The 15,713-nt window shown below is 63.1% G+C and carries 15 protein-coding genes and 1 pseudogene; 8 read left to right on the top strand and 8 right to left on the bottom strand.

What is annotated here, in order from left to right; translation table 11 throughout:
* The first annotated feature begins 227 nt into the window (after positions 1–227).
* Complete coding sequence (locus ACTJGZ_RS09855) at positions 228–860, top strand: LysE family translocator (protein ID WP_441662749.1); 633 nt, start codon at positions 228–230, stop codon at positions 858–860.
* Positions 861–900: 40 nt separating this feature from the next.
* Here ACTJGZ_RS09855 and ACTJGZ_RS09850 read toward each other — a convergent pair whose 3' ends face one another.
* Together ACTJGZ_RS09850 and ACTJGZ_RS09845 are read right to left on the bottom strand one after the other, a co-directional pair.
* Positions 901–1,809, bottom strand: coding sequence for a cell division protein FtsX (locus ACTJGZ_RS09850; protein ID WP_441662748.1), 909 nt, complete (start codon positions 1,807–1,809; stop codon positions 901–903).
* The gene (locus tag ACTJGZ_RS09845) at positions 1,806–2,486 is read right to left on the bottom strand and encodes a cell division ATP-binding protein FtsE (RefSeq protein ID WP_441662747.1); all 681 of its coding nucleotides are present in this window, start codon (positions 2,484–2,486) and stop codon (positions 1,806–1,808) included. Before ACTJGZ_RS09845 ends, ACTJGZ_RS09850 begins: the two co-directional genes overlap by 4 nt.
* A 526-nt stretch (positions 2,487–3,012) precedes the next feature.
* Between ACTJGZ_RS09845 and ACTJGZ_RS09840 the strand changes: the two genes are divergently transcribed.
* The 7 genes from ACTJGZ_RS09840 (at position 3,013) to ACTJGZ_RS09810 (ending at position 10,909) form a co-directional block, all read left to right on the top strand.
* A complete protein-coding gene (locus ACTJGZ_RS09840; RefSeq protein WP_441662758.1) occupies positions 3,013–3,570 on the top strand; it encodes a GbsR/MarR family transcriptional regulator in 558 nt (185 codons plus the stop codon).
* A 101-nt stretch (positions 3,571–3,671) separates the two neighbouring features.
* A complete protein-coding gene (locus tag ACTJGZ_RS09835) occupies positions 3,672–5,264 on the top strand; it encodes a cytochrome ubiquinol oxidase subunit I (protein WP_441662746.1) in 1,593 nt (530 codons plus the stop codon).
* A 15-nt stretch (positions 5,265–5,279) separates the two neighbouring features.
* The gene (cydB, locus tag ACTJGZ_RS09830; protein WP_441662745.1) at positions 5,280–6,434 is read left to right on the top strand and encodes a cytochrome d ubiquinol oxidase subunit II; all 1,155 of its coding nucleotides are present in this window, start codon (positions 5,280–5,282) and stop codon (positions 6,432–6,434) included.
* Positions 6,435–6,446: 12 nt separating this feature from the next.
* Positions 6,447–6,587 carry a cytochrome bd-I oxidase subunit CydX gene (gene cydX, locus ACTJGZ_RS09825; RefSeq protein WP_068367239.1) on the top strand — a complete coding sequence of 47 codons (141 nt, stop codon included), beginning with the start codon at positions 6,447–6,449 and terminating at the stop codon, positions 6,585–6,587.
* Positions 6,588–6,589: 2 nt separating this feature from the next.
* Positions 6,590–8,449: a thiol reductant ABC exporter subunit CydD gene (cydD, locus tag ACTJGZ_RS09820; RefSeq protein ID WP_441662744.1), complete on the top strand. Its 1,860-nt coding sequence runs from the start codon at positions 6,590–6,592 to the stop codon at positions 8,447–8,449.
* Positions 8,446–10,131, top strand: a complete 1,686-nt coding sequence (gene cydC / locus ACTJGZ_RS09815; protein WP_441662743.1) for a thiol reductant ABC exporter subunit CydC — start codon at positions 8,446–8,448, stop codon at positions 10,129–10,131. Before cydD ends, cydC begins: the two co-directional genes overlap by 4 nt.
* A gap of 226 nt (positions 10,132–10,357) precedes the next feature.
* On the top strand, positions 10,358–10,909 hold the full coding sequence (locus tag ACTJGZ_RS09810) for an adenine phosphoribosyltransferase (RefSeq protein ID WP_441662742.1): 552 nt from the start codon (positions 10,358–10,360) through the stop codon (positions 10,907–10,909).
* A 72-nt stretch (positions 10,910–10,981) separates the two neighbouring features.
* Here ACTJGZ_RS09810 and ACTJGZ_RS09805 read toward each other — a convergent pair whose 3' ends face one another.
* The 6 genes and pseudogenes from ACTJGZ_RS09805 to ACTJGZ_RS09780 form a co-directional block, all read right to left on the bottom strand.
* Positions 10,982–11,956, bottom strand: a complete 975-nt coding sequence (locus tag ACTJGZ_RS09805) for a LysR substrate-binding domain-containing protein (RefSeq protein WP_441662741.1) — start codon at positions 11,954–11,956, stop codon at positions 10,982–10,984.
* Between the two features lie 30 nt (positions 11,957–11,986).
* Positions 11,987–13,123 (bottom strand): glutamate 5-kinase, encoded by a 1,137-nt coding sequence (gene proB / locus ACTJGZ_RS09800; RefSeq protein ID WP_441662740.1) that lies wholly within the window; start codon positions 13,121–13,123, stop codon positions 11,987–11,989.
* An 87-nt stretch (positions 13,124–13,210) separates the two neighbouring features.
* Positions 13,211–14,374, bottom strand: coding sequence for a GTPase ObgE (obgE, locus tag ACTJGZ_RS09795; RefSeq protein WP_441662739.1), 1,164 nt, complete (start codon positions 14,372–14,374; stop codon positions 13,211–13,213).
* 163 nt (positions 14,375–14,537) lie between these two features.
* Entirely contained in the window at positions 14,538–14,798 is a 261-nt protein-coding gene (gene rpmA, locus ACTJGZ_RS09790; protein ID WP_253595153.1) for a 50S ribosomal protein L27, read from the bottom strand.
* A gap of 99 nt (positions 14,799–14,897) precedes the next feature.
* Positions 14,898–15,209, bottom strand: a complete 312-nt coding sequence (gene rplU / locus ACTJGZ_RS09785; RefSeq protein ID WP_068367227.1) for a 50S ribosomal protein L21 — start codon at positions 15,207–15,209, stop codon at positions 14,898–14,900.
* 247 nt (positions 15,210–15,456) lie between these two features.
* Positions 15,457–15,713, bottom strand: a pseudogene (locus ACTJGZ_RS09780) (hypothetical protein); the annotation flags it as partial.

Here is a 15,713-nt window from a genome sequence, read left to right as displayed (position 1 = left end):
AACAGCGTGCCTGCGCGTATCAAACGTGGGGGGGCGGAAGGCTGCAAAGGCTGGGTGCACTGGGCGTCAGTGGCGCGTTGAGCGTCGCGCGTGGCGTGCTGTCACGCGGTTTTCAGTCTGAAGGGCGGGCGCAACGGCTGGGGATAGGCGCGGTCTTTCAATCGGTATAAGATTATCGCCAGTGGGGCGGCAGGCCAGGTTCCACAGATCCTGAAAGGAACGTCCCTATGCCGGACATCACGCACCTTCTGGCCTTTTCGGCCATCGCCCTGGGTATGGCCCTGACGCCGGGGCCAAATATGATTTATCTGATTTCCCGCTCGCTCTGCCAAGGGCCGGGAGCCGGCCTGATTTCCCTGGGCGGCGTGGCGCTGGGTTTTGTGTTTTACATGCTGTGCGCCGCATTTGGGATTACCGCATTCGTGATGGCCGTGCCTTATGCCTACGATGCGCTCCGGGTCGCCGGTGCTCTCTATCTGCTGTATCTGGCCTGGCAAACCCTGAGGCCTGGCGGGCGCTCGCCATTTCAGGTCACGGCCTTGCCCAAGGATTCGCCGCGCAAGCTTTTTATGATGGGTTTCGTGACCAATCTGCTGAATCCGAAGATCGCCGTCATGTATCTGTCTTTGCTGCCGCAATTCATCCAGCCTGGCCACGGCAGCATTCTGGCCCAGTCGCTGGTCTTGGGGGGCGCGCAGCTCACGATCAGCATCACCATCAATGCAATCGTCGCGCTTGCGGCTGGCAGTATTGCCGTCTTTCTGGCGCGCCGGCCAGGCTGGCTGGCGGCGCAGCGCTGGCTGATGGGCACGGTGCTCGCAGGGCTGGCGATCCGCTTGCTTGCGGACAACAGGCGCTGAGCGCCTCTATCCGTGCCACTGCCACTGCCGGGCCGCAGCGTTAAAAGCGGGTATGGCGCGTGACGGACCAGCGTGCCGCCAGGGCGCATAGCGCTGCGGTAATGATGATGGCAGGCAGCAGGTCTGCCAGCGCGGGCAGTTGCAGGCTGATCGTCGTGTCGTAGCTTTGCGCCAGGCGGGTCAGGGCGCTATTCATGGGGCGCAAGGCCAGTGCGGCGAATACCAGCGCCAGCAATGACGCCAGCAGGCCGCTCAGGGCGCCCTGATACAGAAAAGGCCTGCGCACGAATGATTCCGTGGCGCCAACCAGGCGGGCCACGGCAATTTCCTCGCGTTGCGTCAAGGCCTGCATGCGGACTGTATTGAAGACTGTCGCCAGGACAACCAGCCCGACGGCCACGGCCAGCAGGAGCAGGGCGATGCGGGCCGTGCTGGCCAGGGCCTCCAGGCGTTGCATCCAGGCGCTGTCCAGCTGCACCCGGTCAACATCAGGCCAGGCTTTCCATTGTTCGGCCAGGCGGCTGGCAGTATCCGTGGCATTCGGGCCAGCCGCGAAGGTGACGGTAATGGCATCCGGCAGCGGGTTGTCTGGCAAGACGGCCAGCGCTTCACGCCAGCCGGGCGTGCGTTGCAGCGAGGCCAGCGCATTTTCCTTGGTGACTAGCCTGGCCGATTGAATGCTGCTGTCCTGGGCGTTGCGCACGCGCTCCAGCACCTGCGTGCCGGCCTCGCGGGGCGCATCGACCTTCATGAAGATTGTCAGCTCCGGCGTGATGGATAAGTCGCGCGTGACCGGGCGGGCAGCATCCAGGATGGCGGCGCCCAGGACGGGCAGGCAAAGTGCCAGCGCCATGATGCACAGATTGGCAAGCGAAGAGAAAGGCTGGCGCATCAGCCGTTGCAGGGCAATGCCCAAGGCATAGCGGTGTTGCCGCAACAGGCTGTTCATGGCTGGGCTCCCAGGCGGCCGGCATCCCGGAAGCGGCCGCCGGTTTCCAGTACCAGCTTGCGGCTGGCGTAATGCGCCATGAGCGCTTCATCGTGGGAGGCAATCAGCAAGGTGACGCCGACCCGGTTGAAATCGCGGAAGACATTCATGATACGGCGGGCATTGTCCTGGTCGAGATTGGCCGTGGGCTCGTCGGCGATCAGGATGGCCGGGCGGTTGACGATGGCGCGGGCGATGGCCAGGCGCTGCTGTTCGCCGCCAGAGAGCGCGATGGGGTTGAGCGCTTCCTTGTTGGACAGGCCGACTTTTTCCATGGCGGCGCGAGCGCGCGCTGCCGCCTGCGCATACGGCAGGCCCATGACGGCCAGCGGCAGCATGACGTTTTCGAAAGCGCTGCGGTCATAAAGCAGATGCGTATCTTGCAGAATGACGCCGACGGCCCGGCGCAGATAGGGGCGGGCGCGTGCCGGCAAGGATTGCAGCTCCTGGCCGATGACCACGTTGCGGCCGCGGCTGGCTTCTTCCAGGCCGCCCACTAGTTTGAGCAGAGTCGATTTGCCGGCGCCGGACGGGCCGGACACAAAGACAAATTCACCGGCCGTCACATGAAAGCTGACGTCGGCCAGAGTATTGGCGCTTTGTCCGTAGGATTTGAAGACGTGCTGGAATTCGATCATGTATTGCCTGGTGCAGGCCGGCGCGCCACGGAGGCGGACGTGGAGTGATTTGATGATTCTACTCACAGCGGCGCCAGAGTTAAAGCCATCCCCGGCCGCCTGGCGGCGCTGAAGGTGTTGACGGCTGCCTAGCCTGGGCATGGCGCGGGAATGCTTGGGAGGATGGGGCAGGCCGCCAGGCGCGAGGCCTGCGGCGCAGGTCCTTGAAATCGCGAAGGAAGGTGTTGCCGCCCCGCTGCAGACCGAGCGCTTGCGCGGGCTCGCCAGCCCACGTCTTGGGCAAGGTTTGATCTAGGACAAAGGCAGAGGCCCTGGCGCTTTTTATGATGCGACTGTTGCCGGAATGCTGCGTCCCGGCGGGCAAAAACAAAAAGTCACACTGGCGCCGGACATGTTGCAGGCACGCATCGGCGCCAGGGGCGCTTGATATGCGTCAAGGCGCAAGTTTGCGTTCTGTGTTTGAATGTTCGATAATTTCAGTAAATACCGAAATCAATGTAACAAGAAATTAAGAAAGGACCTCCGCATGCAGGAGCTCAGCCCGCAGATTCAGCGCTTCATTCTTCATTTTGGCGAAATGGGCAGCCGCTGGGGGGTCAATCGCACGGTTGGCCAGATATATGCATTGCTGTTTCTGGCACCAGAACCGCTATGCGCCGATGACATCGGCGACGCGCTGGGGTTTTCGCGTTCCAACGTCAGCATGGGGCTGAAGGAACTGCAATCCTGGCGCTTGGTGAAACTGGTGCACAAAGTAGGAGACAGGCGCGATTTCTTTGAATCACCCAAGGATGTCTGGGAAATTTTCCGCATTCTGGTCGAAGAAAAGCGCAAGCGCGAAATAGATCCGACCATGTCGCTGTTGCGCGATGCCTTGCTGGAACCGCCTGCGGACGGCAAAGAGGCATATGCGCAACAACGCATGACGGAAATGCTGGAGCTTATCGAACTGTCCACCGGCTGGTTCGACGAGGTCCACCGGCTGCCGCCGGAAACACTAGAGAGTCTGATGCGTCTGGGAAGCCGGGTGCAGAAAGTGCTCGGCCTTGCCGGAAAACTGAGTGGAAAAGTACGCGCGAGTTGACATCATGCATACCCTTTTGATTTCGGCTGCCCCGCAGGCGACCCGGACCCGGGCCTCGGCAGCTACCTGTAGCCGGGCCCGCATGCAAGAAGAGGCCGGCCATGTTTGAATTCGACGTCGTAGGTCTGTCGCGCCTGCAGTTCGCCGCGACGGCCTTGTTCCACTTCATTTTCGTGCCACTGACGCTCGGGCTGTCGTTCCTGCTCGCGGTCATGGAAACGATTTACTTTGTGTCTGGCAAGGATATCTGGCGCCGCATGACCCTGTTCTGGGGCACGCTGTTCGGCATCAACTTTGCCATTGGCGTCGGTACCGGGGTGGTGATGGAGTTCCAGTTCGGCATGAACTGGTCCTACTACAGTCATTACGTCGGTGATATTTTCGGCGCGCCGCTGGCGATTGAAGGCCTGATGGCATTCTTCCTGGAAGCCACCTTCATCGGCCTGTTCTTCTTCGGCTGGAACCGCATGTCGAAGCGGGCGCACTTGATCGTGACCTGGCTGGTTGCCATGGGCACGAACTTCTCGGCGCTGTGGATTCTGGTGGCCAATGGCTGGATGCAATATCCGGTTGGCGCCATTTTCAATCCCGACACCATGCGCATGGAAATGACCAGCTTTGTCGAGGTCATCATGAACCCGGTGGCGCAGGCCAAGTTCCTGCACACCGTGATTGCCGGCTATATCACCGGTTCCATGTTCCTGGTCGCGGTCAGCGCCTGGTATCTGCTGCGCCGCCGCAACGTCGATCTGGCCAAGCGTTCCATCCTGGTGGGTTCGGCCTTCGGTATGCTGGTGTCGCTGGGCTCCATCACCCTGGGCGATGAAAGCGGTTACCTCATTGGCGAACACCAGCAAATGAAGATTGCTGCGCTGGAAGCCATGTGGGAAACCGAACCTGCGCCGGCCCCCTTCAATGTGATCGCCATTCCTAACCAGGAAGAGATGAAGAATGACTTCGCCATTCAGATTCCCTGGGTCATGGGTCTGATCGGCACGCGCTCGTTCACGGAAGTCATGCCTGGCATCCATGAGCTGATCGGCCGCGCCGAAGGCCGTGTCGCCGAAGGCATCAAGGCCTATTCCGCGCTGGAAGCTGTCCGCAACAACCCTGAGGACACCGAGGCCAAGACCTACTTCACGGAGAACTGGCGCAATCTGGGCTACGGCTTGCTGCTGAAGAAGTATCGCGACGATATCGCCAATGCCACGCCGGAAGAAATTGCCATGGCGGCACGCGATACCCTGCCGGATGTGTGGCCGCTGTTCTATGGCTTCCGCATCATGGTCGCCCTGGGCTTCTACTTCCTGATTTTCTTCTCGATCATGTTCTGGCTGAGCGTGAAGAACCGTGTTGTCACCATGACGCCGGGCCGTCTGAAATTCCTGATGTGGAATATCTTCACGCCCTGGGTGGCAATCGAATGCGGCTGGTTCGTGGCTGAGTATGGCCGCCAACCCTGGGTGATCGACGGTATTCTGCCGACCGCCTATGCCGCTTCCGCGCTGAGCGTGACGCAGCTTTCCATCAGTCTGGCCATTTACTTGGTGCTGTATGTGACGCTGTTCATCATTGGCACCAAGGTCATGCTGCACGCGATCCGCAAGGGCCCGGATTATTACGCGCCCGCCATCGCCAACAGCACGCCTGACACGGCCGCAGGACGGGGCGTCAAGCCCGCCGTCCAGCATTGAACCCGGAGCACGGAAATGGAAAACTCCCTGATACTGCTTGACTATCCCACTCTTCGTGTCATCTGGTGGCTGCTGCTGGGCATCCTGCTGGTCGGCTTCACCATCATGGACGGGTTCGACCTCGGGGTGGCATCGCTGCTGCCCGTGATCGGGCGCACCGACGAAGAGCGCCGCATCATGATTAACCTGGTTGGCCCGGTCTGGGAAGGCAACCAGGTGTGGCTCATCACGGGCGGCGGCGCGATTTTCGCTGCCTGGCCCGCCCTGTATGCCGCCTCGTTCTCGGGGCTGTATCTGGCCATGATGCTGTTGCTGGTCGCGCTGATTACCCGTCCTGCCGGGTTCAAGTACCGCAGCAAGTTCGAAAACACCAAGTGGCGCAATACCTGGGACGGCGTGCTGACCTTCTCGGGTGTCGTGGCGCCGGTGGTATTCGGCGTGGCCTTCGGCAACGTCATCCTGGGCTTGCCGTTCGCGATCGAACCCAGTACCCTGCGGCCCCTGTACCACGGCAGCTTCTTCGCGCTGTTCTCGCCGTTCGCCTTGATGTGCGGCGTGTTGAGCCTGATGATGCACGTGACCCATGGTGCCACGCTGCTGGCCTGGCGCACCGTGGATCCGGTGGCGGCGCGGGCCCGCAAGCTGGGCATCTGGACCGGCCTGCTGGTGGCAGTACTGTTCGTTGCCGGCGGTTTCTGGGTAGCGCAGCTGGACGGTCATGTCGTGACCTCGGCGCTGAGCGCGAATGGCCCGTCGAATCCTGCCGGCAAAACGGTCGCGCTGGAGCAAGGTGCCTGGCTGCAGAACTTTGAAACCTGGCCGCTGATGTGGATTGCACCGGTGGTTGGCGTGGCGGCGGCCTTGCTGGCCAGCCTGCTGCTGGTGGCACGGCGCCCGATGCTGGCTTTCCTGTCGTCCTGCGCCAGTATTGCCGGTATCATCCTGACTGTCGGTTTCTCGCTGTTCCCGTTCCTGCTGCCGTCGTCGGCGCAGCCGGGTATCGGCCTGACGGTCTGGGATGCGTCGTCTAGCCACCTGACGCTGTGGGTCATGCTGATCGCCACGATCATCTTCCTGCCGCTGGTGCTGGCCTATACCTCCTATGTGTACCGGGTCATGCGCGGCAAAGTGTCGGCAGCCACCCTGTCCGAAACCACCAATACCTATTAAAGGAGTTTGTCCATGTGGTATCTCACCTGGTTGCTCGGATTGGCGCTGGCATGCGCATTCACTGTGGGTTGCGGTCTCTGGTACGAAGTGCACCAGAAGGATCTGGACGGCGCCGATCCCGGCGGCGTCGGACCTGCCGTCAAGCGTAGCTGAATATGGCGGGCGTCGAGCACGATCCTTCAGCGGTACTGCTGAAGCTGCCGCGCGAGCAATCGCGCTGGCTTTCGGGCTTGGCGCGCCAAGCCCGGGGCGCCCTGGGACTGGCAGTGGCTGCGCCACTGCTGGCCGGGGCGTTGTTGGTTTTTCAGGCGTGGTTGCTGGCCAGTGTGCTGGACCAAGCAATCGTGCAGGGCGCAGGACAGGATGTGCTGCTGCCAGGCATTGTCGCCATTGCCGCGCTCATTATTGTGCGGGCCTGCCTGACCTGGGTAGGGGAGCGCGCCGGTATCCGGGCCGCGGAGCGCATCAAGGTTCTGGTGCGCCAGTCCTTGTTCGCCGATATGCTGGCGCGCGGCCTGCAATGGACACGCGGACAGGCATCGGGGACGCTGGCCAGTGTCATGGTCGAACAGGTAGAAGCCTTCGACGGCTTTTTCTCCCGTTATTTGCCGACCATGGTGTCGGGCACTTTCCTGCCGGTGGCGTTTGCCATTGTGGTGTTGCCCGTGGATGTGGTGGCCGGGCTGCTGTTGCTGCTGACCGCGCCATTGATTCCTGTCTTTATGGCATTGGTGGGCTGGGGCGCGGAAGCGGCCAGCCGCCGCCACCTGGAAGCATTTGCGCGTTTGTCCGGGTTTTTTGCCGACCGCCTGCGTGGCCTGTCCACACTCAAACTGTACGGCCGCGCGCGCGCGGAAGCCGATGCGGTGCAGGAAGCGAGCGAAACCCTGCGCGGCAAGACCATGTCGGTGCTGCGCATTGCCTTCCTGTCTTCGGCCACGCTGGAGTTCTTTGCCGCGCTGGGCGTGGCCGGGGTCGCGCTGTATATCGGCCTGACCTATCTGGGGTTCGTGACGATCCGCGCGGATATCCTGACCTTGCAGGCAGGCATGTTCTGTCTGCTGATGGCGCCGGAAGTCTATAACCCCTTGCGCCAGTTCGCGGCGCATTACCATGACCGCGCAGCGGCGCGGGCAGCTGTGGCGGAAATTGCCGCCATCTATGAAAACCTGCCGGCAGTCACTGCCGCGCTGGCAGCCGAGGCGGAAAGCCTGGATGCCGAGCCGCTGGCGGCCGGGATTGGCGCGCGCGGCGTAGCCGGCCTGGCGGTACGGGGGCTAGAGGTGCGGGCGCCGGGCCGGGAGGCACCGCTGTTGCAAGCGTGTGATCTGACCATCGCCCCTGGCGAGCGCATCGCCCTGATGGGAGATAGCGGCATAGGCAAGTCTTCCTTGCTGGAAACACTGGCGGGCCTGCGCCCGGCCGCAGCAGGGGATATCCTGCTCGACGGCCAGGCATTGCCGGGCTGGGACCCGGCGGCGCTGCGCCGCCGTATTGCCTTGATCGGGCAGCATCCCTATTTGCATCAGGACAGTATCGCGGGCAATTTGCGGCTGGCCGCGCCGCAGGCCAGCGATAGCGAATTGATGGCCGCGGCGGCCCAGGCCGGTATGGACGATTTCCTGGCCGAGCTGCCGCAGGGGCTGGAAACCCGGCTGGGGCAGCGCGGCTATGGGCTGTCCGGCGGGCAGGCGCAGCGCGTGGCGTTGGCGCGCCTGTTTCTGCGTGAGCCTGGCCTGATTCTGCTTGATGAGCCGACCGCGCATCTGGACGCGGTCACGCGTGACCGTGTGATGGATGCCATTCTGGCATTTGCGCGCGGCCGGACGCTGTTGCTTGCCACGCACGACATTGATGTGGCGCGGCGCCTGGACCGTGTCTGGCGTTTCGAGCCGGATGGCCGTTTGCAGGAAGTGCTGCCGGCGGCCTTGGCGCAGATGGCCCAGGCTGGCCAGCGCGCGGCCTCGGGCGCAGCGCCAGCGGCCGCCGCTGAGAACGGGGAGGTGCACTCATGAAGTCGTTGTGGCGTTTGCTCAGCCCCATGTATCGCCAGCGCCGCGACGGCCTGCTGGTGGCATTGCTGTTGACCATCATTGCGCTGATTGCCGGCGTCGGCCTGCTGGGTGTTTCCGGCTGGTTCCTGACCGGCGCCGCGCTGGCTGGCGCGGGCGCGGCTTTCAATCTGTTTGCGCCTTCGGCGCTGGTGCGCGGCTTCTCCTTCATCCGCATTCTGGCGCGTTACGGCGAGCGCCTGACCGGCCACGATGCCACCTTGAAGCTGCTGGCGGATTTGCGCGGCAATATTTTCCGCCGTCTGCTGAAGCTGGACCCTGGGCAATTGGCGCGTTATCGCGATGGTGACCTGGTCGCGCGCATGACGGGTGACGTTGATGCGCTGGATACGGTGTACTTGTTCGCCATTGCGCCCATTGTGACGGCTTTGTGCGTGGGCGGTATTCTGGTGGCGGTGGTGGGCGCCTGGGTGCCTGCCGCGGCGCTGGTGCTGCTGGCCGGGATTTTGATGGCCACATTGCTGGTGCCCGCCTGGCTGGCGCGCAGCGCCAAGCGCCCCGGCGCGGTGGTGCAGCAGACGTCGGCAGCCTTGCGCGATGGCGTGCTGGAAGCCGTGCAGGCGCACGCCGACCTGCTGGCGTTGGACGCGGCGGGGCAGGCGCGCCGCGCTTTTGCAGCCAGTTGCCTGGAAGCGGCCGTGGCGCGTGAGCGCCAGGCTGCGATTGGTTCTGCGGGCCAGCTGGTGTTGCAGGCAGTGGCAGGCCTGTGCGTGGTGGCCGTGCTGTATTTCGGTATCGAGCCTTTGCGTGAGGGCACGCTGACCGGGCCTGTGCTGGCGGGGCTGGTCCTGGCTGTGCTGGGGGTGTTCGAGGTCGTGGGCCCGATCATGCGCGGCGCTTCCCGTTTGGGCGCCGCCGCCGCGGCGGCGCGGCGTATCGAAGCCTTGACGGCGGAGCCGCCACAGATTGTCGATCCGGCGCACCCGATTGAATTGCCGCAGCATGGCGCGGTTGTGTTCGATAAAGTGTTCTACGCCTATGGCAAGGCTGGCGACGACCGTGGCGGCGATGTGCTGCGCGGCTTGGATCTGACCTTGTCGCCGGGGGAACTGGTGGCAGTCGTGGGCGCCAGCGGCGCCGGGAAATCCACGCTGCTGAATCTGCTGCTGCGTCTGGCCGATCCGCGCCAGGGTAGTGTCAGTTTTGGCGGCGTGCCCTTGTGTGATGCGCGCCAGGAAGAGGTGCATGCGCGTGTAGCGTTGCTGTCGCAGCATGAGCCGGTGTTTTTGGGGACGATACGCAGCAACCTGCAAATCGGGGCTCCTGAGGCGGATGATGCCAGGCTTTGGCAGGCCCTCGATGATGCTCGTTTGGGCGACTTTGTGCGCGCTTTGCCGGATGGCCTGGACACCTGGACGGGTGAAACCGGCCGTACTTTGTCCGCTGGCCAGGCGCGCCGCCTGTGCCTGGCGCGCGCGCTGCTGTCGCCCGCGCAGGTTCTGGCGCTGGATGAACCGACTCAAGGCCTGGATGCCGATGCCGAACGCGCCTTTTTGTCTGATCTGGCCAGCGCAGCGCGCGGCAGGGCGGTGCTGCTGGTCACGCATGCGCGGCTTCCCGCAGGCGCAGCGAACCGTGTCCTGGAACTGCGGGATGGGGTGTTGCGGCCTTTGACGCTTGCGTGAGGCCGACACGCTGCCGGAATGAGAGCGGCCGTTTTTAACGTGTGAGAGCATGAACCAGGCAAAACGCCTGCCTCAAACTGGGGCAGGCGTTTTTGATTTTGGGGCGCGGGCGTGCCGGGCCGGCATTGTTGTTATGTGGAACGTGTCGGTAGTCATGTCATGCCTTGGGGGTTATAGTGGCGCAGTCTTCTGTTTTTCCTTTAGTTTTTCCTTTTGTGATAGCAACATGCAAACCGATCTTGAGGCCGTAATTCGCCGGACGATACGCAGTGTGCCGAATTGGCCCAAACCTGGCGTGACCTTCAGGGATATCACGCCGGTCTTGCAGGATCCGCGTACTTTCCGGATTCTGATTGACCTGTTTGTGTACCGTTACATGCGTCAGCGCCTGGACCTGGTGGCTGGGGTGGACGCGCGCGGCTTTATTGTCGGCAGTGTTCTGGCCTATGAGCTGAACCTGGGTTTTGTGCCGGTACGCAAGAAAGGCAAACTGCCGTATGAGACCTTGTCGGAAGATTATTCGCTGGAATACGGCAATGCGACCGTGGAAATCCATGCCGATGCGGTCAAGACGGGGCAGCGCGTGCTGCTGGTCGATGACCTGATCGCCACGGGCGGCACGATGCTGGCGGCAATCAAGCTGTTGCAGCGTATGGGCGCGAATGTGGTTGAGGCCGCTGGCATTATCGACTTGCCCGATCTGGGCGGGTCGCGAGCCATCGGTGAAACCGGAACGCCGCTTTATACCGTCTGTGCCTTTGAGGAAGATTCCCGCTAAAGCCCTGTCCTGGCTCTGGCGCGAGCAAGTGACGATACGCCGGCCTGAGGGCCGGCGTTGTTTTGTCTGCGCTTAGAGGAAATATTTATCTGGGGCGGGGCGCTGGCTATCAGGGATTGGGTGGCCGTCCCCATTGAGCGCTTGCTGCAGGAAGCTCAGGAAGGCTTTGGTCTTGGCGGGCAGCACGCGGGACGGCAGCAAGGCATAAAGCGGCAGCGAATCCATTTCCCAATCGGGCAGGATGCGTACCAGATGCCGGGCTTCAAGACGTTGCGACAGATTCATGTGGGGCAGCAGCAGCACTGGCAGGCGTGTGATGCCCAGGCCGCATTCCGCCAGCCGCAGCAGCATGGCGACATTGTTGACGGCAATCGGGCCATGCACGGTGACGCGTTCCTGTTCGTCGCCGCGCGACAGGCGCCATGTCGCTTTTTCCGGGTCCAGATCGGGCCGCAGGCAGATATGCTGGCTGAGATCGGAGGGGTGGCGCGGATAGCCGTGGCGAGCCAGGTAATCTGCCGAGGCATAGAGCTGGTGCGGCATGGAATGAATGTGATGCAGCACCAGATCCGAATCCGGCTGCGGCCCCATGCGCAAAATCAGGTCATAAGGATTGCTGACGCTATCGACCTGGCCGATATTCATGTCGAACTCGAACTCCAGGCCCGGGTGCGCTTGCTGCAAGGCAGGCAGGAGATCGGGCAGCAGGATGGTGCCCAGGCTGATCGGCATGGAAATATGCAGCCGCCCTTGCGGCTGTGAGAGCTGGCCCAGGATTTGCTCGTGGGCAATGCGGGCTTCGTCGATCAGGTAGCGGCAGCGCTGGTAATACAGGTCGCCGGCTTCGGTCAGGTCGATGCGGCGCGTGCTGCGGTTGAGCAGCTTGAGGCCCAGGGTCTTTTCCAGCTCGGTAATCCGGCGTGAAAGCGTGGAAGTGGGAATGCCGGTGGCTTCGCTGGCGCGGGTGAAGCTTTTGCGCCGCGCGACCTCGACGAACAGCGCGATGTCATTGAGCGGAATGTTCGGGAGGTCGGCGGGACGTTCCATGGGGGCCTTTGCAGTGATGCGTCAACCGGCCTAATTCACAAGCACCATGTTGTCGCGGTGTATCAGTTCTGGCGAGGTCGCTTCTTCGCCCAGGATATCAGCAATGCGGGAGGACGGCTGGCGCAGCAGGCGGCGGGCGTCGGAGGCGTTGTAATTGACCAGGCCGCGGGCGATCTCCCGGCCGGACGCATCGACACACGCCACGGCATCGCCGCGTTCGAATTCGCCATGCGCCTGAACCACGCCGATAGGCAGCAGGCTTTTGCCCTCTTGGGCGACAGCGCGGGCCGCGCCTGCATCCAGCACCAGCCGCCCGCGCAGACGCAGGTGGTCTGCCAGCCATTGTTTGCGCGAGGACAGGGACTGGGCGCTGGCATGCAGCTCAGTCCCTATACATTCGCCGCCGGCCAGGCGGATGAGCACATCGTTTTCTCGGCCCGACGCAATGAGGGTATGGGCGCCGCTGTGGGCCGCGCGTTTGGCGGCCAGGATCTTGGTCAGCATGCCGCCAGTGCCGACATTGCTGCCCGCGCCGCCAGCCATGGCTTCCAATTCGGGCGAACCCGCTTCGGCGTGTGAAATGAAGCGGGCAGCAGGGTCTTTGCGCGGGTCGGCGGAATAGAGGCCGCGTTGATCCGTCAGGATAATCAGGGCGTCGGCATCGACCAGGTGCGTGACCAGGGCGCCCAGCGTGTCGTTGTCGCCGACGCGGATTTCGTCGGTCACGACGGTATCGTTTTCGTTGATGATGGGCACCACGCCCAGGCGCAGCAGCTCGAACAGGGTAGAGCGCGCGTTCAGGTAGCGGGTGCGGTCGGCGAGGTCTTCGTGGGTCAGCAGGATCTGCGCGGTGCGCAGGCCATGGCGGGCGAAGGCCGCTTCATAGGCTTGCGCCAGGCCCATCTGGCCGACGGCAGCCGCAGCTTGCAGCTCGTGCATGACCTTAGGGCGTTGCAGCCAGCCCAGACGCGCCAGGCCTTCGGCAATGGCGCCGCTGGAGACCAGCACGACCTGCTTGCCATCGGCATGCAGCGCTGCGATCTGGCGGGCCCAATTGCCCAGCGCGGTCAGATCCAGGCCGCGGCCTTCATTGGTGACCAGGGACGAACCCACCTTGACCACCAGGCGGTCGGCGGAGGCGATGACGGAAACAGGAGCGGAAGCCATGGGAGCAGCGGCGCAGCAGCGTAAAAAGAAAGATGGCGGAAAGCCCCGGCGTGTTTGCACAGGCCGGGGGCAGACAGGGATTATGACTTATCGCGGCTCGGCCGGGGGCGTATCGGTGCCGCCGATGTCGTCGGCAGGCGACGGCGCATCGGAGAGCTGGCGGGCGTCGTCAAAGCGCGGGTCGGTTTCCACATAAGTGCCATCGGCCCGGGCTTGCGCTTCGTCCGCTTCGCGGCGGGCCTGATCCACATACTCTTGCAGCGCCCACAGCAGCGGCTGGATGCCGTCGCCCGTCAGGGCGGAGATGCCATAGACCGGACCTTCCCAGCCTAGTTCACGCACGAACGCGGCGCGCAGGGCTTCCGGGTCGGCATGCATGTCCAGCTTGTTGAGCACCAGCCAGCGCGGCTTGGCATACAGTTCGGGGTCGTAGCGGCGCAGCTCTTCCACGATGGCGCGGGCGTCGGCCACGGCCTGGGGCAGAGGGTCGATATCCGGATCGGGGGAAGAAACATCCACCAGATGCAAGAGCACACGGGTGCGCGCCAGGTGACGCAGAAAGCGGTGGCCGAGGCCCGCGCCTTCGGATGCCCCTTCGATCAGGCCGGGAATATCCGCCACAACGAAGCTGTGCGATTCTGAGGTGCGCACGACGCCCAGATTGGGGTGCAGGGTGGTGAAAGGATAATCCGCGATTTTCGGGCGCGCATTGGAGACACGCGTGATGAAAGTGGACTTGCCGGCATTGGGCAGGCCCAGCAGGCCGACATCAGCCAGCACTTTCAGTTCCAGGCGCAGGCGGCGCTGTTCGCCTTCCTTGCCATAGGTGAACTGGCGCGGCGCGCGGTTCACGCTGGATTTGAAGTGCAGATTGCCCAGCCCGCCGTGGCCGCCTTCGGCCAGCGTGACGCGCTTGTCGTGGTGATCCAGGTCGAAGAGTTGTTCGCCGGTATCCGCATCGTAGAACACGGTGCCGACAGGCACGCGCAGCACGATATCCGGCGCGGCGGCGCCATACTGATCGGAGCCGCGGCCGTTCTCGCCGTTCTTGGCGCGGTGCAGGCGGCTGTAGCGGTAATCTATCAGCGTGTTGATATTGCGGTCGGCCACGGCAAAAATGCTGCCGCCGCGTCCCCCATCGCCGCCGTTGGGGCCGCCGAAGGGGATGAATTTTTCACGGCGGAAACTGGCCACGCCGTTGCCGCCTTTACCGGCGATGACCTCAATGGTCGCTTCATCTACAAATTTCATGATTGCGGGGCCTTGGAGAGGCGATAGTGGGGAAAATTCCCAGAGAAGAAATGCAAAGTCCCCGCCAGCGGCTAGCGCTGTGCAGGGACCCGGCCCGTGACTGGCACGGGAAGCGCCGGCGGTTCAGGCCGCCAGGCGCGGGCATCCGTCGATGCGGCGTGGCTTATTCAGCCGCGACGATGGAGACGGTAGCCTTGTTCAGCTTGCCCTTGACGCCGAATTGGACAACGCCGTCGGCCAGTGCGAACAGGGTGTGATCCTTGCCCAGGCCCACGTTGACGCCCGGGTGGAAGCGGGTGCCGCGCTGGCGCACGATGATGGCGCCGGCGGAGATGGCTTGACCGCCATAAACCTTGACGCCAAGTCGTTTAGCTTCTGAGTCGCGGCCGTTGCGAGTTGAGCCGCCGCCCTTTTTCTGTGCCATGTCTGGCTCCTGATATTCAAATTCCCGTCGCAAGCGCCTGGCTGCGCCGGGAATGGGTTGCTTGCAAGAAACGTGACCTCACCGGAGAGCCGTCAAGGCTCAGGCGGAGATCGTCTCGATGCGGATCTCGGTGTAGTTCTGGCGATGGCCTTGATGCTTCTGGTAGTGCTTGCGGCGACGCAGCTTGAAGATCTTGACCTTGTCGTGACGACCGTGCGCAAGAACCGTTGCCTTGACCACTGCACCAGCGACGACCGGCGTGCCAACCTTCAGCGACTCGCCTTCGCCCACGGACAGAACTTGATCCAGGGTGATTTCTTGCCCGATGTCTGCAGGTATCTGTTCTACCTTGAGTTTTTCGCCAGCAGCAACACGATATTGCTTGCCGCCGGTTTTTATGACCGCGTACATGGGATGAACCTCGTAAAAATGGAACGACAGAATGTCGAACTCCCGATTATATCTTGCTAATTGTTTGATCGTCAAAGGGAAACTAGGGAAAGCCCAGGGGCGCCAGGCCCGAACGGCTGGCACGGAAGCGGGCGTTTCACCGGTTTTTCACGGAGAGCGGCCTGGTGCGGTGCGGCGCGGGCATATGTGCTCTGTGCGCAGCCCGGAAAGCGGTGTCGCATCAACACGACGGTGGCGTCAGCCAGGCCTAATGCCAGATGTGTTCCAGCGTCTGGGCGTCCAGCAGGCGCTGGGCCCAGAGGTGCAGCCGGTTCGGATCGGCCTGTTGCAGGCGCGCCAGGTCGGCGTCAGACAGCGGCCCGAAGCGTGTTTCCAGCAGGACGCGCAACAAACCCGCCATGCCTTCGTTGCGTCCTTGTTCCAGGCCCTTGCGGATGCCTATGCGTTCAACGCTGCTGATATAAGCCATGTTTCGCTCTTCCTCGAAGCTTGCCAGGGATAGCC

Origin of the sequence: Kerstersia sp. (genome assembly GCF_052103615.1) — a bacterium.
Classification (GTDB): domain Bacteria; phylum Pseudomonadota; class Gammaproteobacteria; order Burkholderiales; family Burkholderiaceae_B; genus Kerstersia.
Note: the sequence above shows the minus strand (reverse complement) of the source record. Positions and strands in the feature narration are given on the sequence as shown.

Excerpts from the sequence above, each read along its gene's own strand:
- rpmA (WP_253595153.1), bottom strand. The coding sequence starts at position 14,798 with ATGGCACAGAAAAAGGGCGGCGGCTCAACTCGCAACGGCCGCGACTCA.
- ACTJGZ_RS09845 (WP_441662747.1), bottom strand. The coding sequence starts at position 2,486 with ATGATCGAATTCCAGCACGTCTTCAAATCCTACGGACAAAGCGCCAAT.
- ACTJGZ_RS09835 (WP_441662746.1), top strand. The coding sequence starts at position 3,672 with ATGTTTGAATTCGACGTCGTAGGTCTGTCGCGCCTGCAGTTCGCCGCG.
- ACTJGZ_RS09840 (WP_441662758.1), top strand. The coding sequence starts at position 3,013 with ATGCAGGAGCTCAGCCCGCAGATTCAGCGCTTCATTCTTCATTTTGGC.
- ACTJGZ_RS09855 (WP_441662749.1), top strand. The coding sequence starts at position 228 with ATGCCGGACATCACGCACCTTCTGGCCTTTTCGGCCATCGCCCTGGGT.
- ACTJGZ_RS09805 (WP_441662741.1), bottom strand. The coding sequence starts at position 11,956 with ATGGAACGTCCCGCCGACCTCCCGAACATTCCGCTCAATGACATCGCG.
- cydC (WP_441662743.1), top strand. The coding sequence starts at position 8,446 with ATGAAGTCGTTGTGGCGTTTGCTCAGCCCCATGTATCGCCAGCGCCGC.
- proB (WP_441662740.1), bottom strand. The coding sequence starts at position 13,123 with ATGGCTTCCGCTCCTGTTTCCGTCATCGCCTCCGCCGACCGCCTGGTG.
- cydB (WP_441662745.1), top strand. The coding sequence starts at position 5,280 with ATGGAAAACTCCCTGATACTGCTTGACTATCCCACTCTTCGTGTCATC.
- obgE (WP_441662739.1), bottom strand. The coding sequence starts at position 14,374 with ATGAAATTTGTAGATGAAGCGACCATTGAGGTCATCGCCGGTAAAGGC.
- ACTJGZ_RS09850 (WP_441662748.1), bottom strand. The coding sequence starts at position 1,809 with ATGAACAGCCTGTTGCGGCAACACCGCTATGCCTTGGGCATTGCCCTG.
- cydX (WP_068367239.1), top strand. The coding sequence starts at position 6,447 with ATGTGGTATCTCACCTGGTTGCTCGGATTGGCGCTGGCATGCGCATTC.
- ACTJGZ_RS09810 (WP_441662742.1), top strand. The coding sequence starts at position 10,358 with ATGCAAACCGATCTTGAGGCCGTAATTCGCCGGACGATACGCAGTGTG.
- cydD (WP_441662744.1), top strand. The coding sequence starts at position 6,590 with ATGGCGGGCGTCGAGCACGATCCTTCAGCGGTACTGCTGAAGCTGCCG.
- rplU (WP_068367227.1), bottom strand. The coding sequence starts at position 15,209 with ATGTACGCGGTCATAAAAACCGGCGGCAAGCAATATCGTGTTGCTGCT.